The sequence below is a fragment of the Microbispora hainanensis genome (assembly GCF_036186745.1).
Classification (GTDB): Bacteria; Actinomycetota; Actinomycetes; order Streptosporangiales; family Streptosporangiaceae; genus Microbispora.
On the sequence record NZ_CP108086.1, the window covers coordinates 5,883,792 to 5,909,987 of the forward strand.

General features: G+C 72.6%; 5 protein-coding genes and 1 pseudogene. 2 read left to right on the plus strand and 4 right to left on the minus strand.

Annotated elements, in window-relative coordinates:
• Positions 1 to 24: 24 nt before the first annotated feature.
• Positions 25 to 450 (plus strand): ester cyclase, encoded by a 426-nt coding sequence (locus OHB01_RS27280; protein ID WP_142652528.1) that lies wholly within the window; start codon positions 25 to 27, stop codon positions 448 to 450.
• A gap of 104 nt (positions 451 to 554) precedes the next feature.
• Here OHB01_RS27280 and OHB01_RS27285 read toward each other — a convergent pair whose 3' ends face one another.
• The 4 genes and pseudogenes from OHB01_RS27285 to OHB01_RS27300 all read right to left on the minus strand — a co-directional run bounded on the left by OHB01_RS27285 (position 555) and on the right by OHB01_RS27300 (position 24,217).
• The gene (locus OHB01_RS27285; protein ID WP_328854153.1) at positions 555 to 992 is read right to left on the minus strand and encodes an SDR family NAD(P)-dependent oxidoreductase; all 438 of its coding nucleotides are present in this window, start codon (positions 990 to 992) and stop codon (positions 555 to 557) included.
• Positions 989 to 7,336 carry a type I polyketide synthase gene (locus tag OHB01_RS27290; RefSeq protein ID WP_328854154.1) on the minus strand — a complete coding sequence of 2,116 codons (6,348 nt, stop codon included), beginning with the start codon at positions 7,334 to 7,336 and terminating at the stop codon, positions 989 to 991. Before OHB01_RS27290 ends, OHB01_RS27285 begins: the two co-directional genes overlap by 4 nt.
• Positions 7,337 to 7,342: 6 nt before the next feature.
• Positions 7,343 to 16,042 (minus strand): annotated as a pseudogene (locus OHB01_RS27295) (type I polyketide synthase); the annotation flags it as partial.
• Between the two features lie 138 nt (positions 16,043 to 16,180).
• Positions 16,181 to 24,217: a type I polyketide synthase gene (locus tag OHB01_RS27300; RefSeq protein WP_328854156.1), complete on the minus strand. Its 8,037-nt coding sequence runs from the start codon at positions 24,215 to 24,217 to the stop codon at positions 16,181 to 16,183.
• Between the two features lie 487 nt (positions 24,218 to 24,704).
• On the opposite strand from OHB01_RS27300, the gene OHB01_RS27305 reads away from it, so the two are divergent.
• A complete protein-coding gene (locus OHB01_RS27305) occupies positions 24,705 to 26,135 on the plus strand; it encodes an acyl-CoA carboxylase subunit beta (RefSeq protein WP_142648844.1) in 1,431 nt (476 codons plus the stop codon).
• Positions 26,136 to 26,196: the final 61 nt, after the last annotated feature.

A 26,196-nucleotide genomic window follows, 5' to 3' on the forward strand; every position in this document is an offset into this window, starting at 1 on the left:
CTCGCACAGAGAAGGAGACCACTCATGAGCACGACGGAGACGAGCACCACGGAGATCAACCGCGCGGTGGCCAGACGCTTCTACGAGGAGGTCGTCTCGCAGGGCCGTCTCGATGTCCTCGACGAGATCGTCGCCGACGACGCGTCGGACGCGGCCGGGCCCGCCGGGGGCGACCTGGGGCGTGCCGGATTCGTCCAGCACATCACCTGGCTGCGCTCGGCGGTCGAGGGCGTGACCGCGACCGTGACGGACACCGTCGCCGAGGGCGACCGGGTCGTCGTCTACTGGACCATCGAGGGGGTCCAGCGCGGCGAGGTGTTCGGCGCCCCGCCGAGCGGACGCCGCTTCACCGGCCAGAGCATCAGCACGATCCGGTTCCGCGACGGGCGGATCGTCGAGTACGAGGTGCTCCCCGACCGGCTGGGCATCGTGCAGCAGCTCATCGGCTGAAGCCGGAAGTGGGTCGCGGGCGCTTCCCTTCCCGCGGGCGGGGAACGCGTCCAAGCCGGACACGACCGCCTCCTGTTCGCGTGGACCCCGGGCCGATCGGTGATTCAGCGATGACGAATATGGCGCGTTACGTCGCGTTGTAGGCCCAGACGCCCGGGTCGCCGGCCAGCCCCGACACCGACGCGGTCAGCACGATCGCGCCGCCGCCCCGGGCCGCGCAGGTTGACCGCGACCATGCGGTCGAACCGCTCCACCGCGCCGGGAGCCTCCAGCGGAGGCGTGCCGCCGATGCCCGCGTTGAGCACCACTGTGCCGAGGCTCCCGAAGCGATCGAGCGTGAGGCGGACGGCCGCCTCGTTGACGGCCTCCTCCGCCACATCCCCGGCCGGCGGCACGATCCCGGGGGTCCGCGCGAGGTCGGCCGGCGGCGGCTCGGCGAGGTCGACCGCGACCACGCCGTAGCCGCGCTCGGCGAACAGCTCCGCGACCGCCCGCCCGATGGCCGCCGCCGCACCGGTGACGACGGCCGCAGGCCGTGTCACGCCGCGGGCTCCTCGATTCTGAGCGTGCCGATCCAGGCGCGGATCGCCTCCGCGGTCGTGCCCGCGTGCTCCTCCAGCGTGGTGAAATGATCGCCGGGGATGTCGACGGCATCGTGCGGCACCGGCCAGTACGCCTTCCAGCGGGCCGGGTCGTCCGCCTCGATCGTGGTACCGCGCAGCGGCTCGACGGCACGCAGCAGCAGGATCGGGGCGTCCACCGGCTTCGGCTGCCAGCCGATGAACAACCGGTTGTAGACGCCCATCGTCGTCAGCCTCGTGTCGTGGAGCGTCATGTCGAACCGGTCGATGCGTTCGAGCATGCCGCCGATCATCGCGCCCTGCCACCAGCCCATGCCGTCCTGGGCGGAGGCGTCGATCGGGTAGCTGTCGATCAGCGCCAGCCCGGCCGGCCGCAGGCCCTGCTCCTCCAGGGCCACCGTGACGGCGTGCGCCACACAGCCGCCCATGGAGCGGCCCACGACGACGAACGGCTCGTCGCCCACGCATTCGCGCAGGCCCTCGACGTTCATCTGGATCAGCGTCTCCAGCGAGTCGGGCAGCGCGTCGTCCTCCCCGTCGGTGAATCCCGGGGACGGCACCACGTACACGTTCCGGTCGTCGCGGAAGGCCTGGCCGAACCGGGAGTACTCGTGCGGCCCGGAGATCGCGCTGAGCGCGGGGAAGCAGACCACGGAGACCCGGCCGGGTCCCGTCGCCAGCCTCACCGGCGGCAGCGCGTACCGGTCCCGGTCCTGCGCACCGAAGTGGCTCCGCGCGTGCGACGCCGCCACCAGCAGTTGTGCTGCCTCGTCGTGCTTGCCCGTCTCGTGCATCCGCCGGTGCAGGGCGGCCAGACCACCGCCGGACCCCGCGTCCGTACGGCGGGCCGGTCCGGCCGGGCCGCTCGCCAGGCCGGGCAGCTCCCGGTCGAGGTACGCCGCGATGGCGCGGGGGGTGGGGTGGTCGAAGGTGAGGGTGGCGGGGAGGCGGAGGGTGGTTGTGGTGGTGAGGCGGTTGCGGAGTTCGACGGCGGTGAGGGAGTCGAGGCCGAGTTCGATGAGGGGTCGGTCGGCGGGGATGGCGGTGGGGTCGGGGTGGGTGAGGACGGTGGCGACTTCGGTGCGGACCAGGTCGAGCAGGGCCTCGGTCCGCTGGTCCGGAGTCAGTCCGTTCAGCCGGGCGGCGAGGGATGGTCCCCCGGCCGCCGCGCCGCGTAGGGCGGGGCGGGCCTGCCGTACGAGCCCGCGCAGCAGCGGCGGCGGCGTCTCGGCCGTGGCCGTGAGGGCGGCAGGGACGACCAGGGGCACGCCCGGGTCGCGGAAGGCGACGGCGTCGAACAGGGCGAGTGCGTGCGCGGCGCTGAGCGGGCTGAGCCCGGTCCGCTTGATCCGCGCGTGGTCCACCGAGGTCAGGTTGGTGGTGAGGGTGCTGGTGTGGGCCCATAGTCCCCAGGCGAGGCTGGTGGCGGGGAGGCCGGTGGTGTGGCGGTGGTGGGCGAGGGCGTCGTGGAAGGTGTTGGCGGCGGCGTAGTTGGCTTGGGCGGCGCCGCCGAGGAGGCCGCTGATGGAGGAGAAGAGGATGAAGGCGGCGAGGTTGTGGTGGCGGGTGTGGTGGTGGAGGTGGTAGGCGCCGTCGATTTTGGGGGCGAGGACGGGGTGGAGGTGGTGGGGGGTGAGGGTGGCCAGGGGGGTGTCGTGGGTGATGCCGGCGGCGTGGATGACGGCGGTGAGGGGGTGGTCGTGGGGGATGGAGTTGATGAGGGTGTGGACGGCGTGGGGGTCGGTGATGTCGGTGGCGGTGATGGTGACGTGGGCGCCGGCGGTGGTGAGGTCGGTGAGGAGTTGGTCGGCGCCGGGGGTGTTGTGGCCGCGTCGTCCGGCGAGGTGGAGGTGGCGGATGTGGTGGTGGGTGGCGAGGTGGTGGGCGAGGAGGGCGCCGATGCCGGTTAGGCCGCCGGTGATCAGGACGGTGCCGTTGGGGTCCCAGGTGTGGGGGTGGGCGGGTTCGGTGGGTTGGGTGGTGTGGGTGGTGTGGGTGGGTTGGGGGGTGTGGGGGGTGAGGCGTGGGGTGAGGTGGGTTCCGGTGCGGAGTGCGGTGTGGGGTTCGTTGTGGTGGTGGGCGGTGGCGGTGGCTTGGGGGAGGGTGGTGAGGGAGTTGGGGTGGGTGTCGTGGTCGATGAGGTGGATGCGGCCGGGGTGTTCGGTTTGTGCGGTGCGGATGAGGCCCCAGAGGGGGGCGGTGGTCAGGTCGATGGGGTCGTTGTTGTTGACGGCGACGGCGTGGTGGGTGAGCAGGAGCAGGCGGGTGTCGGCGAGGCGGTCGTCGGTCAGGTAGGTCTGCAGGGTGTGCAGGGTGTGTTCGAGCACCGCGTGCGCTGTCTCTACCGGGTTGTCGTGCGTGGTCGCGCTGGTGTTTTGTGTGTTGGGGCTGTGGGTGGGGATCGGCAGGACGATGAGGTCGGGGACTGGATCGGCGGCGTTGCCGGGGGCGTTGTCGGGGGCGTTGTCGGGGGCGGTGATGGCGTCGGTGAGGGTGGTCAGGTCTTCGTAGAAGGAGGCGGTGACGGTTTGGCGCAGTGTGTCGTAGAGCGGGCGGTCGCCGAGCACCGCCCATGCCTCGCGCGGGGCCGGCACGGGATCCAGCGGTGACCACTCCACCCGGAACAGGGTGTTCTCCTCAGCCGATCCGGAGACCTTGAGCTGCTCGGCGGAGACCAGCCTGGCGGTAAGGGTGTCGATCGAGGCGACCGGCGCGCCGGTGGGGTCGGCGGCCTGGAGCGACAGCGATCCGGAGTCGCCCAGCTTGACGCGTACCCGCAGGTCGGTGGCGCCGGTGGCGTGCAGGCGGACGCCGTTCCAGGCGAACGGCAACCGGTTCTGTCCCTCCGGCACCTCGGCAAGCCCCGCCCAGGCGGGCAGGTGGACGGCCGCGTCGAACAACGCCGGGTGCACGCCGAAGTCCGCCACGCCGGCCCGTTCGCTTTCGGGTAGGGAGACCTCGGCGAACAGTTCGTCGCCGCGCCGCCAGGCGGCGCGCAGTCCCCGGAACACCGGACCGTAGTCCAGCCCCGCCGTGGTCAGAGTCTCGTACACGCCTGCCACGTCTACAGGGGTCGCGTCCGCCGGAGGCCACGCGGTGAGGTCGAAGCCGGGCTCGGCATCGTCCTTGGCCAGTACGGCGGTGGCGTGGTGGGTCCACTCACCGTGCTCTCCCTCGGGGCGGGAGTACACGTCGAGCGTCGCCTGCCCGTCGGTGTCCGCGCCGTTCACGATCACCTGGACCCGGACCGTACGGCCGGGTTGCAGGACGAGTGGGGCGTGGAGGAGGAGTTCGTCGATGGTGGTGTGGCCGGTGTGGTCGGCGGCGTGGAGGGCGAGGTCGAGGTAGGCGGTGCCGGGGAGGATGGGGGTGGTGAAGACGGTGTGGTGGGCGAGCCAGGGGTGGGTGGTGAGGGAGAGGGTGCCGGTGTAGACGGTGGTGTGGTCGTGGGCGAGGGTGAGGGCGGCGCCGAGGAGGGGGTGGGCGGTGGTGGTGAGGCCCAGGTGTGCGGGGTCGGTGTGTGTGGTGGGTGGGGTGAGCCAGAGGTGTTCGTGTTGGAAGGCGTAGGTGGGCAGGTCGATGGTGGTGGCGTGGCGGTGGAGGGGGGTCCAGTCGACGGGGGTGCCGTGGGTGTGGGCGTGGGCGGCGGCGGTGACGGCGGTGTGGGGTTCGGGGTGGTCGCGGCGTAGGACGGGGACGGCGATCAGGTCTGGTTCGTGGTCGAGGGTTTCGCGGATGAGCCCGCTGAGGACGCCGTCGGGGCCGATTTCGATGAAGGTGGTGATGCCGTTGTCGTGCAGGGTGGTGGTGGCGTCGGTGAAGCGGACGGGGTTGCGCAGGTGGCGGGTCCAGTAGGCGGCGTCGATTTCTGAGCCGGCGGGTTGTCCGGTGAGGTCGGAGATGAAGGGGATGGTGGGGGGTGTGTAGGTCAGGTCGCTGATCGCCTGCTGGAACTGTTCCAGGATGGGGTTCATGTGGGGGGAGTGGAAGGCGTGGCTGACGGTCAGGGGGCGGACTTTGTAGCCGTGGTCGCGGAAGTGCTGGGTGAGGTGGGTGATGGTGTGGGTGTCGCCGGAGATGACGGTGGAGGTGGGGGTGTTGAGTGCGGCGATGGTGACGGTGTTGTGGTGAGGGGCGAGTTGGGGGGTGATGTGGTCTGCGGGTGCGTTGATGGCGGTCATGGCGCCGCCGGGGGGGAGGGTGTGCATGAGGCGGGCGCGGGTGGCGACGAGGGCGGCGGCGTGGGGGAGGGTGAGGATGCCGGCGGTGTGGGCGGCGGCGATGGCGCCGATGGAGTGTCCGGCGACGGCGGTGGGGGTGATGCCCCAGGTGGCCAGCAGGTGGGTGAGGGCGGTTTGCAGGGCGAACAGCGCGGGCTGGGTGTAGAGGGTCTGGTCGAGCAGGGTGGGGTCGGTGTCGCCGAGCAGTACTTCGCGTAGTGGTACGGGTGCGTGTCCGGCGAGGTGCTGGTCGAGTAGCTCGATGGTGTGGTCGAGGGTGGTGGCGAAGGCGGGGTAGGTGGCGTACAGGCCGCGTCCCATGCCGGTGTGTTGGCTGCCCTGGCCGGTGAAGACGAAGGCGAGTCCGCCGGGGCGGGCGATTCCGGTCACGATGCCGCCGGTGTTTCCGTCGGCGAGGGCGCGGGTGCGTTCCAGGAGTTCGTGGCGGGTGGTTCCGATGATGACGGCGCGGTGGTCGAAGTGGGTGCGGGTGGTGGCCAGGGAGTGGCCGACGTCGGCCGGGTCGAGGTCGGGGTGGTGGTCCAGATGATCGGCGAGCCGGGCGGCCTGGGCGTGCAGCGCCTGCTGGGATCGTGCTGAGATCACCCACGGCACCACCGGAACCGCACGATCCGCGTCCGATGTCACGGTAAGCGATGCCCGCGGTGTGGGGGTCGTGCCGGATGCCGTGTCGTCCTGGTCTGGTGCTTGTTCGAGGATGACGTGGGCGTTGGTGCCGCTGACGCCGAAGGCGGAGACGGCGGCGCGGCGGGGGTGGCCGGTTTCGGGCCAGGGGCGTGGTTCGGTGAGGAGTTGGATGGTGCCGGTGGTCCAGTCGACGTGGGGGGTGGGCTGGTCGATGTGGAGGGTTTGGGGGAGGTGTTTGTTGCGGATGGCTTGGACGGTTTTGATGATGCCGGCGACGCCGGCGGCGGCTTGTGCGTGGCCGATGTTGGATTTGAGGGAGCCGAGCCATAGGGGCTGGTCGGTGGGGCGGCCTTGTCCGTAGGTGGCCAGGAGGGCTTGGGCTTCGATGGGGTCGCCGAGGGTGGTGCCGGTGCCGTGGGCTTCGACGGCGTCGACGTCGAGGGGGCCGAGTCCGGCGTTGTCGAGGGCGTGGGTGATGACGCGTTGTTGTGAGGGGCCGTTGGGGGCGGTCAGGCCGTTGGAGGCGCCGTCTTGGTTGATGGCGGTGCCGCGGATGACGGCCAGCACGCGGTGGCCGTTTTTGCGTGCGTCCGACAGGCGTTCGACCAGTAGCAGGCCGACGCCCTCGGCCCAGCCGGTGCCGTCGGCCGACGAGGAGAACGCCTTGCACCGCCCGTCCGGCGCGAGCCCCCGCTGCCGCGAGAACTCCGTGAAGCCGATCGGGCTGGCCATCACCGTGACGCCACCCGCGAGCGCGAGGTCGCATTCCCCCGTACGCAGCGCCTGGACGGCCAGGTGCAGCGCGACCAGCGACGACGAGCAGGCGGTGTCAACGGTCACGGCCGGGCCCTCGAACCCGAAGGTGTAGGCGATGCGCCCCGACAGCACGCTGCCCAGGTTGCCGATGGCCAGGTATCCCTCCAGCTCGTCGGGCACCTGCGGCAGCCGGGAGCCGTACGTGCGGTCGGCCACCCCCGCGTACACCGCCGTGCGGCTGCCTTTGAGGGTGGTGGGGTCGATGCCGGCGCGTTCGAAGGTTTCCCAGGCGACTTCGAGGAGGAGGCGTTGCTGGGGGTCGCTGGCGAGGGCTTCGCGGCGGGAGATGCCGAAGAAGTCGGCGTCGAATCCGGCGATGTCGTCGAGGAAGCCGCCGTGGCGGGTGTAGGAGGTGCCAGGGTGGTCGGGGTCTGGGTCGTACAGGGCGTCGAGGTCCCAGCCGCGGTCGGTGGGGAACTCGGTGACGGCGTCGCGGCCCTCGGCGACCAGGTCCCACAGGTCCTCGGGGGAGGCCACCCCGCCGGGCAGACGGCAGCCCATCCCCACGATCGCGATCGGCTCGCGCGACTTCGCCTCGATCTGCCGTAGCCGCCGCTCGGCCTGCTTGGTCTCCGCGATCGAACGCTTGAGATATTCGCGCAGCTTTTCGTCGTTCGCCATCAGGAATCAGCCCCTGTCCAGGAGGTCGAAGAGTTCGTCGTCGGTGGCGGAGTCGAGGTCGAGTTCGGCGTCCGGGTCGTCGTCCTCGGCGGCCGTGTCGAAGCGCGCCAGCAGCGCGCGGAGCCGGGAGACGACCTCGCCGCGCTCGTCCGGTTCGGCGAGCAGGCTCGCTTCCAGCCGCCGCAGCGCGGTCAGCGGATCGTCCGCCGGCTTGTCCTCGCCGTCCGTCTCGGCGTCGCCCAAAGCCGTCAGGATGTGCTCGGCCACCGCGGTGGGCGAGGGGTAGTCGAAGATCAACGTGGTCGGCAGGGGCAGCCCGGTCGCCGCCCGGAGCCGGTTGCGCAGGTCGACGGCGGTCAGCGAGTCGAGACCCAGCTCCTTGAACGCCCTGGCCGGCGCGACCGCCTCGCCGTCGGAGTGCCGCAGCACCGCGGCGACCTCCGTACGGACGAGATCGAGCACGGCCTCGCGGCGCTGTGCCGGGTCGAGTCCGGCGAACCGCCGCGCGGGCGACGGCGCACCGGGGGCGGCGTCCTCCACCGAGCCGCCCACCCCGGACGTACGGGAGGCGTCGAGCCAGTAGCGGGTGCGCTGGAAGGCGTAGGTGGGCAGGTCGGCGCGGCGCGGTTCCGACCCGGCGAGGGCGACGCTCCAGTCGACCGGAACGCCCCGCACGAACGCCTCGGCGAGCGAGACGAGGAACCGTTCCGGCCCGCCCTGGTCGCGCCGCAGCGTGCCGGTGACCAGCGCCGGTGCGACGCCCGCGGCGTCGAGGGTGTCCTCGATGCTCGACGTGAGCACCGGGTGCGGGCTGATCTCGACGAACGCGCTGTGGCCACCGGCCGCCAGCGCCCGGGTGGCGGCCTCGAACCGCACCGGCCGGCGCAGGTTGGCGTACCAGTACTCCGCGTCGAGCTCCTCGGGGCCGACCCAGTCACCGGTGACGGTCGACAGCATCGGCACGGTCAGCTCCCGGGGAGCGACGGGGGACAGCGCCTTGACGATCTCTTCCTCGATCAGCTCCACCCGGGCGGAGTGCGACGCGTAGTCGACCGAGATCCGCCGGTTGCGCACCCCCTCGGCGTCGAGCGCGGCCAGCAGCTCCGTCAGGGCGCCCGCTTCGCCCGACACGACCACGCTGCCCGGCCCGTTGACCACCCCGACCGACAGCCGCCCGTCCCAGGCCGCGATCCGGGCCTCGGCCTCCTCCAGGGGCAGGGCGACCGACGCCATCCCGCCGTCGCCCGACAGGGTACGGATGGCCTGACTGCGCAGGGCCACCACGCGGGCGGCATCGCGGAGCGACAGGCCCCCCGCCACCACCGCCGCGGCGATTTCTCCCTGCGAGTGGCCGACCACGGCGTCGGGACGCACGCCGTACGACTGCCACAGCTCGGCGAGCGAGACCATGACGGCCCACAGCACCGGCTGGACCACGTCGACCCGGTCGAGCCCCGGCGCGCCGGGGACGCCCCGCACCACGTCGAGCAGCGACCAGTCCACGAACTCGGCCAGCGCCCGCCCGCACTCGGTGAGCCGCTTCGCGAACACCGGCGCCGTCTCCAGCAGCCCGGCTGCCATGCCGGGCCACTGCCCGCCCTGCCCGGGGAAGACGAACACGACCTTGCCGGTCACGTCGGCCGTGCCGCGTACGACGTGGTCGGGCAGGGCGCCGTCGCGGGTGAGCGCGGCCAGCCCGGCGGACAGATCGGCGGACAACTCGGCGCTGCTCGGCGCGACCACGACGGCGCGCTCGGCGAACAGCGCCCTGGCCGAGACGAGAGAGTGCGCGACGTCGACGGGATCGAGGTCCGCACGGCCGTCCAGGTACGTCGCGAGGCCGACGGCCTGGCCACGCAGCGCCTCGGGCAGGTGCCCGGACAGCACCCACGGCACGGCGGGCGGGGGCGCGGGCGCCTTCCTGGCCGGCTCCTCGGCGGCCGGGGGCTGCTCCAGGATCACATGCGCGTTCGTACCGCTGACCCCGAACGACGAGACCGCCGCCCGCCGGGGGCGGCCGGTCTCCGGCCAGGGGCGAGTCTCGCCGAGCAGGCGTACGGCGCCGCTCGACCAGTCCACGTGCGGGCTCGGCTCGTCGATGTGCAGCGTCTTCGGCAGCACGCCGCCGCGCATCGCCATGACCATCTTGATCACCCCGGCGCCGCCCGCGGCGGCCTGGGTGTGCGCGATGTTCGACTTCAGCGAGCCGAGCCACAGCGGCCGGTCGGCGGGCCGGTCCTGGCCGTACGTCGCCAGCAGCGCATGCGCCTCGATGGGGTCGCCGAGCGTCGTGCCCGTGCCGTGCGCCTCGACCGCGTCCACCTCCGACGCGGCCAGCCCGGCGTTGGCGAGCGCCTGCCGGATGACCCGCTGCTGGGACGGCCCGCTCGGGGCGGTGAGACCGTTGGAGGCCCCGTCCTGGTTGACGGCCGAGCCGCGGACGACCGCGAGCACCGGGTGCCCGTTCCTGCGCGCGTCCGACAGCCGTTCGAGGAGCAGCAGGCTCACGCCTTCTCCCCAGCCGGTGCCGTCCGCGGAGGAGGAGAACGCCTTGCACCGCCCGTCCGCCGACAGGGCCCGCTGCCGCGAGTACTCGACGAACGTGGCGGGCGACGACATCACCGCGACGCCGCCCGCGAGCGCGAGGTCCGACTCGCCCGTACGCAGCGACTGGGCGGCCAGGTGCAGGGCGACAAGCGAGGACGAGCAGGCCGTGTCCACCGTCACCGCGGGGCCCTCGAAACCGAAGGTGTACGCCACGCGTCCCGAAGCGACGCTGCCCGCGCTGCCGTTGATGAGATATCCCTCCAGGTCGCCGGGGACCTCCTGCAGCCGGGGCGCGTAGTCGTGGTACATCACACCCGCGAAGACCCCGGTGCGGCTGCCCTTGAGCCGCTGTGGGTCGATCCCCGCCCGTTCGAACGCCTCCCACGCCACTTCGAGCAGCAGCCGCTGCTGCGGGTCCATCGCGAGTGCCTCCCGGGGCGAGATGCCGAAGAAGGCGGCGTCGAAGTCGGCGACGTCCCGCAGGAACCCGCCGTGCCGGGTGTATGAGGTGCCGGGATGGTCGGGATCGGGGTCGTAGAGCCCTTCGAGGTCCCAGCCCCGGTCGGTGGGGAACTCCGACACCGCGTCGCCGCCGCTCTCCACGAGTCGCCAGAGCGCCTCGGGCGATTCGACGCCGCCGGGAAGCCGGCAGGCCATGCCGACGATGACGACCGGGTCGTCGGCCAGGGCCCCGATCGCCGCCGTTTCGGCCCGTACGGGTGCCTTCTCCGTACGGACGCCTCCGAGCAGGCCGTCCAGCAGATCGGCGATGGCGCGGGGGGTGGGGTGGTCGAAGGTGAGGGTGGCGGGGAGGCGGAGGGTGGTTGTGGTGGTGAGGCGGTTGCGGAGTTCGACGGCGGTGAGGGAGTCGAGGCCGAGTTCGATGAGGGGTCGGTCGGCGGGGATGGCGGTGGGGTCGGGGTGGGTGAGGACGGTGGCGACTTCGGCGCGGACCAGGTCGAGCAGAACCGTGCCGCGCTGCTCGGGAGCGAGCCCGGCGAGCCGGGCGGGCAGTGAGGTGTCCTGACCGGTCGCCTGGGTGGTCCGGGCGGCTCGTGCGGCCGGTCGGCGGGGGGAGATCAGGCGGCGCAGCAGTGGCGGGGGCGTCTCGGTCGCCGTGTTCAACCGCGCAGGCACGAGCACGGGCGGCTGGCCGGCCGGCCCGAAGACGGCCGCGTCGAACAGGGCCAGTGCGTGCGCGGTGGCGAGCGGATGCAGGCCGAGCCTGGCCAGCCGTTTCCGGTCGATCTGGCTGAGGTTGGTGGTGAGGGTGCTGGTGTGGGCCCATAGTCCCCAGGCGAGGCTGGTGGCGGGGAGGCCGGTGGTGTGGCGGTGGTGGGCGAGGGCGTCGTGGAAGGTGTTGGCGGCGGCGTAGTTGGCTTGGGCGGCGCCGCCGAGGAGGCCGCTGATGGAGGAGAAGAGGATGAAGGCGGCGAGGTTGTGGTGGCGGGTGTGGTGGTGGAGGTGGTAGGCGCCGTCGATTTTGGGGGCGAGGACGGGGTGGAGGTGGTGGGGGGTGAGGGTGGCCAGGGGGGTGTCGTGGGTGATGCCGGCGGCGTGGATGACGGCGGTGAGGGGGTGGTCGTGGGGGATGGAGTTGATGAGGGTGTGGACGGCGTGGGGGTCGGTGATGTCGGTGGCGGTGATGGTGACGTGGGCGCCGGCGGTGGTGAGGTCGGTGAGGAGTTGGTCGGCGCCGGGGGTGTTGTGGCCGCGTCGTCCGGCGAGGTGGAGGTGGCGGATGTGGTGGTGGGTGGCGAGGTGGTGGGCGAGGAGGGCGCCGATGCCGGTTAGGCCGCCGGTGATCAGGACGGTGCCGTTGGGGTCCCAGGTGTGGGGGTGGGCGGGTTCGGTGGGTTGGGTGGTGTGGGTGGTGTGGGTGGGTTGGGGGGTGTGGGGGGTGAGGCGTGGGGTGAGGTGGGTTCCGGTGCGGAGTGCGGTGTGGGGTTCGTTGTGGTGGTGGGCGGTGGCGGTGGCTTGGGGGAGGGTGGTGAGGGAGTTGGGGTGGGTGTCGTGGTCGATGAGGTGGATGCGGCCGGGGTGTTCGGTTTGTGCGGTGCGGATGAGGCCCCAGAGGGGGGCGGTGGTCAGGTCGATGGGGTCGTTGTTGTTGACGGCGACGGCGTGGTGGGTGAGCAGGAGCAGGCGGGTGTCGGCGAGGCGGTCGTCGGTCAGGTAGGTCTGCAGGGTGTGCAGGGTGTGTTCGAGCACCGCGTGCGCTGTCTCCACCGGGCTGTCGTGCGTGGTCGCGCCTTCTTCCACGCTGGTGGGGCTGGTGTTGTGTGTGTTGGGGCTGTGGGTGGGGATCGGCAGGACGATGAGGTCGGGGACTGGATCGGCGGCGTTGCCGGCGGCGGTGTCGGGGGCGGTGTCGGGGGCGGTGATGGCGTCGGTGAGGGTGGTCAGGTCTTCGTAGAAGGAGGCGGTGACGGTTTGGCGCAGTGTGTCGTAGAGCGGGCGGTCGCCGAGCACCGCCCATGCCTCGCGCGGGGCCGGCACGGGATCCAGCGGTGACCACTCCACCCGGTAGAGCCCGTCTTGTTTCGCCGACCCGGCGTACAACTGGTCGGCCGCCACGGGACGCACCTGCAGCCGGCCGATAGAGACGACCGGCGCGCCGGTGGGGTCGGCGGCCTCAAGTGACAGCGATCCGGAGTCGCCCAGCTTGACGCGTACCCGCAGGTCGGTGGCGCCGGTGGCGTGCAGGCGGACGCCGTTCCAGGCGAACGGCAGGTTGCTGTGGCCGCTCGGTGTGCCGTCCAGCCAGTGCAGCGCGGCCCCGTGCAGTGCCGCGTCCAGCAAAGCGGGGTGCACGCCGAAGTCCGCCACGCCGGCCCGTTCGCTTTCGGGTAGGGAGACCTCGGCGAACAGTTCGTCGCCGCGCCGCCAGGCGGCGCGCAGTCCCCGGAACACCGGACCGTAGTGCAGCCCCGCCTCGGTCAGGCGGTCGTACGCGGTGCCGAGGCCAATCCGCTCCGCGTCCGCCGGAGGCCATGCGGTGAGGTCGAAGCCGGGCCCGGCATCGTCCTTGGCCAGTAGAGCGGTGGCGTTGCGGGTCCAGTCTCCGGTGTCGCCGTCGGGCCGGGAGTAGATCTCCGCGGTGGACCGGTCGGAGCCGGTGACGATGATCTGCACCTGCACGCCGCCGTTCTCGGGCAGGACGAGTGGGGCGTGGAGGAGGAGTTCGTCGATGGTGGTGTGGCCGGTGTGGTCGGCGGCGTGGAGGGCGAGGTCGAGGTAGGCGGTGCCGGGGAGGATGGGGGTGGTGAAGACGGTGTGGTGGGCGAGCCAGGGGTGGGTGGTGAGGGAGAGGGTGCCGGTGTAGACGGTGGTGTGGTCGTGGGCGAGGGTGAGGGCGGCGCCGAGGAGGGGGTGGGCGGTGGTGGTGAGGCCCAGGTGTGCGGGGTCGGTGTGTGTGGTGGGTGGGGTGAGCCAGAGGTGTTCGTGTTGGAAGGCGTAGGTGGGCAGGTCGATGGTGGTGGCGTGGCGGTGGAGGGGGGTCCAGTCGACGGGGGTGCCGTGGGTGTGGGCGTGGGCGGCGGCGGTGACGGCGGTGTGGGGTTCGGGGTGGTCGCGGCGTAGGACGGGGACGGCGATCAGGTCTGGTTCGTGGTCGAGGGTTTCGCGGATGAGCCCGCTGAGGACGCCGTCGGGGCCGATTTCGATGAAGGTGGTGATGCCGTTGTCGTGCAGGGTGGTGGTGGCGTCGGTGAAGCGGACGGGGTTGCGCAGGTGGCGGGTCCAGTAGGCGGCGTCGATTTCTGAGCCGGCGGGTTGTCCGGTGAGGTCGGAGATGAAGGGGATGGTGGGGGGTGTGTAGGTCAGGTCGCTGATCGCCTGCTGGAACTGTTCCAGGATGGGGTTCATGTGGGGGGAGTGGAAGGCGTGGCTGACGGTCAGGGGGCGGACTTTGTAGCCGTGGTCGCGGAAGTGCTGGGTGAGGTGGGTGATGGTGTGGGTGTCGCCGGAGATGACGGTGGAGGTGGGGGTGTTGAGTGCGGCGATGGTGACGGTGTTGTGGTGAGGGGTGAGTTGGGGGGTGATGTGGTCTGCGGGTGCGTTGATGGCGGTCATGGCGCCGCCGGGGGGGAGGGTGTGCATGAGGCGGGCGCGGGTGGCGACGAGGGCGGCGGCGTGGGGGAGGGTGAGGATGCCGGCGGTGTGGGCGGCGGCGATGGCGCCGATGGAGTGTCCGGCGACGGCGGTGGGGGTGATGCCCCAGGTGGCCAGCAGGTGGGTGAGGGCGGTTTGCAGGGCGAACAGCGCGGGCTGGGTGTAGAGGGTCTGGTCGAGCAGGGTGGGGTCGGTGTCGCCGAGCAGTACTTCGCGTAGTGGTACGGGTGCGTGTCCGGCGAGGTGCTGGTCGAGTAGCTCGATGGTGTGGTCGAGGGTGGTGGCGAAGGCGGGGTAGGTGGCGTACAGGCCGCGTCCCATGCCGGTGTGTTGGCTGCCCTGGCCGGTGAAGACGAAGGCGAGTCCGCCGGGGCGGGCGATCCCGGTCACGATGCCGCCGGTGTTTCCGTCGGCGAGGGCGCGGGTGCGTTCCAGGAGTTCGTGGCGGGTGGTTCCGATGATGACGGCGCGGTGGTCGAAGTGGGTGCGGGTGGTGGCCAGGGAGTGGCCGACGTCGGCCGGGTCGAGGTCGGGGTGGTGGTCCAGATGATCGGCGAGCCGGGCGGCCTGGGCGTGCAGCGCCTGCTGGGATCGTGCTGAGATCACCCACGGCACCACCGGGACCGAACCCCGTGTGGCCGGTCCTTCCCGACGACCGTCGGATGCGGCGGCGAGGGAGTGACCATCGTTCTGGGCAGCGGACGCTTTCAGGGAACCGTTCGGCGAGACGGCGTGAGACGCCTGCGGGGTGTCGTCCCGCTCGGGTGCTTGTTCGAGGATGACGTGGGCGTTGGTGCCGCTGACGCCGAAGGCGGAGACGGCGGCGCGGCGGGGGTGGCCGGTTTCGGGCCAGGGGCGTGGTTCGGTGAGGAGTTGGATGGTGCCGGTGGTCCAGTCGACGTGGGGGGTGGGCTGGTCGATGTGGAGGGTTTGGGGGAGGTGCTTGTTGCGGATGGCTTGGACGGTTTTGATGATGCCGGCGACGCCGGCGGCGGCTTGTGCGTGGCCGATGTTGGATTTGAGGGAGCCGAGCCATAGGGGCTGGTCGGTGGGGCGGCCTTGTCCGTAGGTGGCCAGGAGGGCTTGGGCTTCGATGGGGTCGCCGAGGGTGGTGCCGGTGCCGTGGGCTTCGACGGCGTCGACGTCGAGGGGGCCGAGTCCGGCGTTGTCGAGGGCGTGGGTGATGACGCGTTGTTGTGAGGGGCCGTTGGGGGCGGTCAGGCCGTTGGAGGCGCCGTCTTGGTTGATGGCGGTGCCGCGGATGACGGCCAGCACCGGGTGGCCGTTTTTGTGTGCGTCCGACAGGCGTTCGACCAGCAGCAGGCCGACGCCCTCGGCCCAGCCGGTGCCGTCGGCCGACGAGGAGAACGCCTTGCACCGCCCGTCCGGCGCGAGCCCCCGCTGCCGCGAAAACTCGACGAACGTCCCCGGCGACGTCATGAGCGTCACCCCGCCGGCCAGGGCGAGGTCCGACTCGCCCGACCGCAGCGACCGTACGGCCAGGTGCAACGCGACCAGCGACGACGAGCAAGCCGTGTCCACCGTCACCGCAGGCCCTTCGAGCCCGAAGGTGTAGGCGATGCGCCCCGACAACACGCTGGCCGCGGTGCCCGTGATCAGGTAGCCCTCGACTTCCTCCGGCGCGGGGCCCGACGACTTCGCGTAGTCCTGACCGTTGGTCCCGGTGAAGACGCCCGTGCGGCTGCCTTTGAGGGTGGTGGGGTCGATGCCGGCGCGTTCGAAGGTTTCCCAGGCGACTTCGAGGAGGAGGCGTTGCTGGGGGTCGCTGGCGAGGGCTTCGCGGCGGGAGATGCCGAAGAAGTCGGCGTCGAATCCGGCGATGTCGTCGAGGAAGCCGCCGTGGCGGGTGTAGGAGGTGCCGGGGTGGTCGGGGTCGGGGTCGTACAGGGCGTCGAGGTCCCAGCCGCGGTCGGTGGGGAACTCGGTGACGGCGTCGTGGCCCTCGGCGACCAGGTCCCACAGGTCCTCGGGGGAGGCCACCCCGCCGGGCAGACGGCAGCCCATCCCCACGATCGCGATCGGCTCCCGTTGCTCGTCCCGGACGTCCCGCAGTTCTTCGCGCGTCTTGTGCAGTTCCTCCGTCACGCGTCGGAGGAGACGCCGGATCTGGTCGTCGCTCACAGGTCCGCCTTCCATGGGCCAGGGTGGGGCAAAGGGAACAGGTCAGGAGATGCCGAGCTCGTTGCTGATGAAGTCGATGAGCTCGTCGTCGGAGGCCGAGGACAGGTCGGCGGCCGCCGCGGGGCGCTCGCCGGGCCGGGTCTCCCCGAGAAGCTCCGCGAGGCGCCGCATCCGGTTCGCCGCGGCCTCCCGATCTGACGATGAAAGCGTCTCGCCGAGCAGCGTCTCCAGCTCACCGATCAGCGTCTCCAGCTCACCGAGCTTTGCGAGCACGGCGGCGACGGGCGGCTCGGGATCGGGCAGCAGCACGTGGAGCAGGTGGTCCACGAGCCCGGCGGGCGTCGGGTAGTCGAACACGAGCGTGCTCGGAAGCGGCGTTCCGGTCAGCCGGGTGAGGCGGTTGCGCAGTTCGACGGCCGACAGTGAGGTGAACCCCTGGTCGCGGAAGCCCCGGTCGTCGTCCACTTCGGCCGCCGAGCCGTATCCGAGCACGTCGGCGATCTCCGCGCGGACCAGCGCGCGCAGCGTCGGCCGTCGCTCGGGCTCCGGCAGGGCCGCGAGCCGCGCGGGGAGGTCCGGCTCGCCGCCGGAGGTCTCCGCCGCGCCGGGCGCCGCCGCATGGGCCTCGGGCAGCTCGGCGAGCAGCGGGTGAGGCCGTACGGCGTGCACCGTCGCCCAGTCCGCGCGGGCGACGACCAGCCGGGTCTCTCCGCCGGCCACCGCCTCTTCCAGCGCCGACACCGCGAGATCGGGGGCCATGGGCGGGAATCCGCTTCGCCGCAGCCCCTCCCGGGCCTCCTCGCCGGCGATGCCCTCGCCGTCCCAGTGCCCCCAGGCGATGGAGGTGGCGGGCAGGCCGAGCGACCGGCGATGCTCGGCGAGGGCGTCAAGGAAGGCGTTGCCCGGCGCGTAGTTGCCCTGGCCGGGATTGCCGATCAGCCCGGTGACCGACGAGAACAGCACGAACGCCGTCAGGGGAAGCTCCCGGGTCAGCTCGTGCAGGGCGAGCGCGCCGCCCACCTTCACCCGGTTCACGGCGGTCAGCCGCTCCGGCGTGAGCGAGCCGAGCAGGCCGTCGTCCAGTACGGCGGCGGTGTGGACCACGGCGGTCAGCGGATGCTCCGGCGGCACGGCCGCGAGCACGGCGGCGAGAGCGTCCCGGTCGGAGACGTCGCACGCGGCGACCGTCACCCGGGTGCCCAGCCCGGTGAGCTCGGCACGCAGGTCCTCCGCCCCGGGAGCGTCGAGCCCCCGCCGGCTGACCAGCAACAGGTGCGGGACCCCGCGCCGGGCCAGCCGCCGGGCCACATGAGCACCGAGCGCGCCCGTGCCGCCCGTGATGAGCACGGTCCCCGCCGGTGTCCACTCCGCAGGCGTGGCCTCCCGGCTCGGCGCGGGAACCAGCCGGCGCGCGAGAAGTCCCGAGGCGCGCACCGCGAGTTCCGACTCGCCGTGCCGTCCGGTCAGCGCGGTCACGGCGTACGCGACGCTCCGCCCATCAGGCGGCGACCCGTGCGGCGACTCGTGCAGGGGCGGAAGGTCCACGATCCCGGCCCACCGCTCGGGCCTCTCGGCGGCGATCACTCCGCCCAGGCCCCACGCGAGCCCCCCGGCGGGGTCCGGCACCCGGTCGGACGGCGCCGCCGCGACCGCGCCGCTCGTCGTGAGCCAGAGCGGGCCGTCGACCGCCGCCGCGTCCAACGCCTGCAGCAGAGCGATGTCCTGACCCTCGTAGGGGGTGCCGTCCAGGCCGAGCAGGGACACGACACCGGTGAATCGCTCACCGGTCCGCACGGAGGTGAGCGACGCCACCAGGGAATCCTGGTCGGCCGTCCCGCCGACGACGGCCTCCGCCACCTCGGCGCCGCGCTCCTCCAGCACGTGTCGCAGGGCCTTCGCCCAGGCCGCGGCCGTCTCCCACGGTGTACGGACCAGCAGCCAGCGGCCCCCGGACCGGAGCGCGGGCTCCTCCACCGGCCGCCAGGCGACGCGGTAGCGCCACGAATCCAGCGTGGTCCGCGCGTCCCGAACGGCATGCCATGAGGCCAGGACCGGCAGGGCCTCCCCGAGCGACTGCCGTACGCGCTCGGCTTCGGCACCCAGGGTGCCGACCAGAGCGTCGAGGTCGCCGCGGCTGACGATGTCCCAGAAACGCGCCTTTCCGTCGTCGTAGGGCCCGGCCTGGCCGGACTTCGGCGGGCTCACCCAGTGCCTGCGCCGCTGGAAGGCGTAGGTGGGCAGGTCGATGGTGGTGGCGTGGCGGTGGAGGGGGGTCCAGTCGACGGGGGTGCCGTGGGTGTGGGCGTGGGCGGCGGCGGTGACGGCGGTGTGGGGTTCGGGGTGGTCGCGGCGTAGGACGGGGACGGCGATCAGGTCTGGTTCGTGGTCGAGGGTTTCGCGGATGAGCCCGCTGAGGACGCCGTCGGGCCCGATTTCGATGAAGGTGGTGATGCCGTTGTCGTGCAGGGTGGTGGTGGCGTCGGTGAAGCGGACGGGGTTGCGCAGGTGGCGGGTCCAGTAGGAGGGGTCGGTCAGGTCGGTTGGGGTGGCGATCTGGCCGGTGAGGTCGGAGACGAAGGGGATGACCGGTCCCGTGGGCGGGGTGAGGGACAGCTCGGCGACGGCGTGTTCGAACTCCTCCAGGATGGGGTTCATGTGGGGGGAGTGGAAGGCGTGGCTGACGGTCAGGGGGCGGACTTTGTAGCCGTGGTCGCGGAAGTGCTGGGTGAGGTGGGTGATGGTGTGGGTGTCGCCGGAGATGACGGTGGAGGTGGGGGTGTTGAGTGCGGCGATGGTGACGGTGTTGTGGTGAGGGGCGAGTTGGGGGGTGATGTGGTCTGCGGGTGCGTTGATGGCGGTCATGGCGCCGCCGGGGGGGAGGGTGTGCATGAGGCGGGCGCGGGTGGCGACGAGGGCGGCGGCGTGGGGGAGGGTGAGGATGCCGGCGGTGTGGGCGGCGGCGATGGCGCCGATGGAGTGTCCGGCGACGGCGGTGGGGGTGATGCCCCAGGTGGCCAGCAGGTGGGTGAGGGCGGTTTGCAGGGCGAACAGCGCGGGCTGGGTGTAGAGGGTCTGGTCGAGCAGGGTGGGGTCGGTGTCGCCGAGCAGTACTTCGCGTAGTGGTACGGGTGCGTGTCCGGCGAGGTGCTGGTCGAGTAATTCGATGGTGTGGTCGAGGGTGGTGGCGAAGGCGGGGTAGGTGGCGTACAGGCCGCGTCCCATGCCGGTGTGTTGGCTGCCCTGGCCGGTGAAGACGAAGGCGAGTCCGCCGGGGCGGGCGATCCCGGTCACGATGCCGCCGGTGTTTCCGTCGGCGAGGGCGCGGGTGCGTTCCAGGAGTTCGTGGCGGGTGGTTCCGATGATGACGGCGCGGTGGTCGAAGTGGGTGCGGGTGGTGGCCAGGGAGTGGCCGACGTCGGCCGGGTCGAGGTCGGGGTGGTGGTCCAGATGATCGGCGAGCCGGGCGGCCTGGGCGTGCAGCGCCTGCTGGGATCGTGCTGAGATCACCCACGGCACCACCGGGACCGAACCCCGTGTGGCCGGTCCTTCTCGACGACCGTCGGATGCGGCGGCGAGGGAGTGACCATCGTTCTGGGCAGCGGACGCTTTCAGGGAACCGTTCGGCGAGACGGCGTGAGACGCCTGCGGGGTGTCGTCCCGCTCGGGTGCTTGTTCGAGGATGACGTGGGCGTTGGTGCCGCTGATCCCGAACGACGAAACGCCCGCACGTCTCGGGCGGCCGGTCTCCGGCCAGGGCACGGGCTCCGTCAGCAGCGCTAGGCCCGCGGACCAGTCGACGTACGGGGACGCCTCGTCGGCGTGCAGCGTCTTCGGCAACACGCCGTGCCGCATGGCCAGCACCATTTTCATGACGCCGGCGACGCCCGCGGCGGCCTGGGTGTGGCCGATGTTCGACTTCAGCGAGCCGAGCCACAGCGGCCGGTCGGCGGGCCGGTCCTGGCCGTACGTCGCCAGCAGCGCCTGCGCCTCGACGGGGTCGCCGAGCCTCGTGCCCGTCCCGTGCGCCTCCAGCGCGTCCACATCCGAAGGACCGAGCCCGGCGTCCTTCAGGGCCTGGCGGATCACCCGCTGCTGCGACAGCCCGTTGGGCGCGGTGAGGCCGTTGGAGGCGCCGTCCTGGTTGACGGCGGTGCCGCGGATGACGGCCAGCACCGGGTGGCCGTTTTTGTGTGCGTCCGACAGGCGTTCGACCAGTAGCAGGCCGACGCCCTCGGCCCAGCCGGTGCCGTCCGCGGAGGAGGAGAACGCCTTGCACCGCCCATCGGGAGCGAGCCCGCCCTGCCGGGAGAACTCGGTGAACATGCCGGGTGACGACATCACCGTCACCCCGCCGGCCAGGGCGAGGTCCGACTCGCCCGACCGCAGCGACCGTACGGCCAGGTGCAACGCGACCAGCGACGACGAGCAGGCCGTGTCCACCGTCACTGCAGGCCCTTCGAGCCCGAAGGTGTAGGCGATCCGCCCGGAGGCGACGCTGGTCGCCATGCCCGTGAGGGCGTAGCCCTCGGATCCTCCGGCCGCCTCGTGCAACCGGGGGCCGTAGTCCTGGGGCATCATGCCGACGAACACGCCGGTGCGGGTCCCGGCCAGCGACCGCGGCACGACACCGGCCCGTTCGAAGGCCTCCCACGCCACCTCCAGCAGGAGACGCTGCTGGGGGTCCATGGCCGCCGCCTCGCGGGGACTGATGCCGAAGAACTCCGCGTCGAAGCGGTCGGCGTCGTGCAGGAAGCCGCCCTCACCGGTCACGGAGGTGCCCGGCCGCGTCGCGGCGGGATCGTGCAGCGCCTCCACGTCCCAGCCCCGGTTGGCGGGGAAGGCGGTGACGGCGTCGGCGCCGTCGAGGACGAGGTCCCAGAGCCTCTCAGGGCTGTCGGCGCCCGGGTATCGCCCGGCCATGGCGACCACCGCGATCGGCTCGTCGGCCGTCCCCTCCCCGGACGCCGGTGCGGGAGGCGCCGAGGGAGCGGTCGTCCCGCCGCCGGACAGGGCGAGCAGGTGGCGGGCCAGCGCGAGGGGCGAAGGGTGCTCGAAGGTGACGGTCGCGGGAACCGTCAGGCCGGTGGCCGTGGCCAGGGCGTCCCGCAGCTCCACCACGCCCAGCGAGTCGAGCCCCAGGTCCTTGAAGCAGAGGTCCGGTGGGACGCTCCGCGCGTCCGCGTGCCCCAGGACGGCCGCCGTGGCGGAAAGCACGAGATCGAGCGACGCCTGCTCGCTCCTCGCGACCTCCGGATCCCGGGACGCCTCCTGCCGGCTCTGTGTCTCCTGTCTGCTGCGTGTCTCCTGCCGGCTTTCTCCCGGCACGGGATCGGCCGGTGCCGGCCGCGCGTCCGGGTTCGCCGGCGCGGCGACGGTGTCGATCCAGTGCCGGCGACGCTGGAAGGGATAGGTGGGCAGCGGCACGCGCCGCGCGCCCGGCCGTACGGCACGGCTCCAGTCGACGTGCGCGCCGTTGACGTGGAGCGTGCCGAGCGCCCGGAGGAATTCGCCCAGGTCCCCCCTGCCGCGGCGGAGCGTTCCGGTGACCACCCGTCCGAGGCCCGGCGCGGCGTCGGTGGCGTCCAGAATCTCCCGGACTCCCGGAACCAGGATCGGGTGGGGGCTGGCCTCCACGAACACCGTGTGCCCGTCACCCAGCGCGGCCGCGACGGCCTCGTCGAACCGCACGGTGTGGCGCAGGTTGCGATACCAGTAGTCCGCGTTCAGCTCCGCGGTGTCGAGCCGCCCGCCGGTCAGCCCGGAGTAGAAGGCAACGCCGCTCTGCCGGGCCGGGTGCCCCGGCAGACAGGCCAGCAGCCGGTCCCGTACGGCCTCGGCGTGCGCCGAATGGGAGGCGTAGTCGATCCGCACCCGCCGCACCGCGACGCCCTCGGCCTCGTATCGGGCGATCAGCTCGTCCAGCGCGTCCGCGTCACCGGAGACGACCGTGACCGAGGGGCCGTTGACGGCGCCGATCTCCAGGCGTCCCGCCCATTCGGCCACCCGCGCCTCGACCACGGGACGCGGCAGCGGGACCGAGGCCATCCCGCCGCGGCCCGATATCGCGGCGAGCGCCTGACTGCGCAGGACCACGATCGCGGCGGCGTCCTCCAGCGACAGGGCGCCCGCGACGTGCGCGGCGGCGATCTCCCCTTGGGAGTGGCCGATGACCGCGTCGGGACGGACGCCGAAGTGCTCCCACAGCCGGGCCAGTGCCACCATGACGGCGAACAACGCGGGCTGCACGACGTCCACCCGCTCGAACGACGCCGCGCCCGGCAGATCCCACAGCACGTCCCGGGGCGACCAGTCCACGTGGGGCTGGAGGGCCTCGGAGACCTCGGCCAGATGCCGGGCGAAGACAGGAGAGGCGTCGGCCAGGTCCCTGCTCATGCCTGCCCACTGGCTGCCCTGACCGGGGAAGACCAGCACGGTGCCGCCGAGGTCGCGCGCCCTGCCCTGCACCACCCCGGACGCCAGGTCGCCCGCGCCGAACGCGCGTAGCCGTTTCCGCACGTCCTGGTGGTCCGTGCCCACCGCGACCGCCCGGTGTTCGAACGCGGTGCGACCGGTGGCCAGCGACAGCGCGACGTCGGACAGGTCGGCGTCGAGTGCGGCCGAGCCGCTCAGCCGGGCGGCCTGCTCGCGCAGCGCCGCCGGGTCGCGCGCCGACAGAACGAGAGGGACGACCTCCGGGGTGCTCCCGCCGGGGCCGGCATCCTCGCCTTCCCGGGCCGGCCCGGCATCGGTGGCGATCTCGTCCCGAGCCGGCGCTCCCGGCCCGGAGGCCGCGGGCCGCGGCGGCGGCTCGGCGAGGACGACGTGGCAGTTCGCTCCGCCCACTCCAAAGGAGCTGACCCCGGCGACCAGCGGCGCGTCCGGGCGCGGCCAGGGGGAGAGCTCGGTGGCGACCCGCAGGTTGAGGGCGTCGAGGTCGATGCCGGGGTTCGGCGTCTCGTAGTTCAGGCTGGCCGGAACCTCCCGGTGGTGGATGCTGAGCACGGCCTTGAGCAGCCCGACGATCCCGGCAGCTCCCTCCAGGTGGCCGACGTTCGTCTTCGCCGACCCGACCAGGAGCGGCCGCGTCGCGGGCCGGGCCGCGCCGAGCGCGGCGCCGAGGGCCGCCGCCTCGATCGGGTCGCCGACCCTGGTGCCGGTGCCGTGCAGCTCGACGACCTGTACGGCGGCAGGATCGACGCCCGCCCTTTCCACGGCCAGTCGTACGACCCGCTCCTGGGCGGCGGCGTCGGGGACGGTGAGGCCGGGGGTCGCGCCGTCGTTGTTGACCGCGCTGCCCAGGATGACGGCGTAGACGTGGTCCTCGTCGGCCAGTGCCTGCCGCAGCGGCTTCAGCACGACGATCCCGCCGCCCTCCCCGCGCGCGTAGCCGTTGGCCCGGGCGTCGAAGGTGAAGCACCGCCCGTCGGGGGACAGGCCGCCGAACCGCCCGGCGGTCGCCGTGCTCTCCGGGACGAGGTTGAGGTTCACCCCGCCCGCGAGCGCGACGGCCGCCTCACCCGAGCGCAGGCTCTCACAGGCCAGATGGACCGCCACCAGGGCGGACGACTGCGCGGTGTCGACGGTCAAGCTCGGCCCGCGCAGGTCCAGCGCGTACGAGACGCGGTTGGCCAGGATGCCGCGGGTGAGCCCGGCGAGCGTGTGGCGGGTGATGGCCGCCTCTCCCTGCTGGTAGACGAGCGTGGCGTAGTCGGCGGCCATCGCCCCGATGACCACGCTCGCCGGCATGCCCCCGAGATCGCCGGGCCGGATGCCGGCGTCCTCTAGCGCCTCCCAGGCGAGCTCCAGCGTCAGCCGCTGCTGGGGGTCCATCGCCGCCGCCTCCTTCGGCGAGACGCCGAAGAACCCCGCGTCGAACTCGTCGACCCGGTCCAGGAACCCGCCTCGCAGGCCGGCGAGCCGGGGCTCGCCCGCCACGCGGCTCTCCGGGGGCGGGCCGACCGCGTCGCGCCCGGCGCGCAGCAGGTCCCACAGGTCTCGCGGGTGCGGCGCTCCCGGCAGCCGGCAGGCGAGCCCGACCACCGCGACCGCGTTCTCGCCGTAGCCGACCGCCTCGTCCATGGTGAACATCCGTCCCCTCGCGTCGTGCCCGTGCTTCTCGTCGTGCCTGTCGTCGTTTTCGCCGCTTCAGGTCTCGCGCCTGCTCGCTCGCGTGAACGCGCGACCGGTCCGGCCGCATTCGCCGCTTTCCCTCACCGTGGAAGGTGGTACGGCCCGGGCTGTCCCTATTCCACGGCCGAAACGGAAAAGGAAACAGCCCGGTCCGCCCGCGGGAGGCCTTTCCGGAGAGCGCTGAGCAGCGGCGGCGCGGTTTTCGCCGTACCCGCGCTTCCCGTCCGGAGCTCGTGGCTCCGGCCCAGCCAACCTGATCGACATTTGCACGAATTTCGTGCGATAGTCAACTGTGACGCCCATCACGGCATATCGGCTCATTCATAATGATTTCTTTATATATTTCCATCGGAAATCGTAATTGGACCCCGATGGTGCGGCCCGCCTACCGTTTCCGGGGAAACGCGAGCGCACGCACATCGATGGGGGTAGATCCATGACCGTTGCCGAGGCGGTGGCGGCGCAGGAGAGCCGCGACGTCCGCAAACCCGTGGCCCGGCTCGGCCGCCTGCTCGACGGGGACTCGATGACGCCGCTGCACGCGGAGGACGGCAGCGGCGTGCTCGCGGTCACCGGGCGCGTCCACGGCTCCCCGGTGGTCGCCTTCTGCACCGACGCGACGGTCATGGGCGGGGCGCTGGGGCTGGCCGGGGCCCGGCACATCGTCGCCGCCGTGGACGAGGCGCTGCGGCGCCGGGTGCCGGTGATCGGCGTGTGGCACTGCGGCGGGGCCCGTCTCGCCGACGGCGTGGAGTCGATGCACGGCGCCGGACTGGTCTTCGAGGCGAACATCCGCGCCTCGGGCCGGGTGCCGCAGATTTCCGTCATCGTGGGCCCGGCGGCGGGCGCGGCGGCGTACGGACCGGCCCTCACCGACCTGATCGTCATGTCCGACCTGGGCCGGGTGTTCGTCACCGGCCCCGACGTGGTCCGCAGCGTGACGGGCGAGGAGATCGACATGGAGGGGCTCGGCGGCGCCGACGCGCACGGCCGCCGCTCCGGCGTGGTGCACGTGGTCGCCGGGGACGAGGACGACGCCTACCGCCGCACCCGCACCCTCACCGGCCTGCTGGCCGACATCGGCGGGTACGCCCTGGACGGCCTGACCGACGACCGCGACCCGGCCGCCCTGCTCCCCGAGTCGGCGCGCCGCGCGTACGACATCCGCCCGGTGATCCGCGCGCTGCTCGACCACGGCGAGGACGGTGCCGCGTTCGTGGAGATCCAGGCCCGCTGGGCGCCGAACATCGTCGTCGGGCTCGGCCGCCTCGCCGGGCACACGGTCGGCGTCGTGGCGAACAACCCGCTCCGCAAGGGCGGCTGCCTCGACGCCCTGTCGGCGGAGAAGGCCGCCCGGTTCGTCCGTATGTGTGATGCCCACGGCGTTCCACTGGTCGTGCTGGCGGACGTTCCCGGCTACCTCCCGGGAGTCGACCAGGAGTGGGGCGGCGTGGTCCGCCGGGGGGCGAAGCTGCTGCACGCCTTCGCCGAGGCGACCGTGCCGCGGGCGACGGTGGTCGTCCGCAAGTCCTACGGCGGCGCCTACATCGCCATGAACTCCCGCTCGCTCGGGGCGACCGCCGTCTTCGCCTGGCCGGGCGCGGAGGTGGCGGTCATGGGGGCCGAGGCGGCAGTGGAGATCCTGCACCGCCGGCGCCTCGCCGCGGCCGCCTCCGCGGAGGACAGGGAGCGGCTGCGCGCCGACCTGGTGCGGGAACACGAGGAGCTGTCGGGCGGCGTCCGCCGGGCGCTCGACCTCCAGGTCGTGGACGAGGTGATCGACCCGCGGACGACCCGGCGGCGGCTCGCCGAGGCCCTCGCCGCGGCGCCGGCCACGCGGGGAGCGCACAACAACATCCCGCTCTGACCCGCCCGGCTCTTTCCGGTACGGAACCGGGGTGGCACGGAGGCGCGTGAGCGCCCCTCAG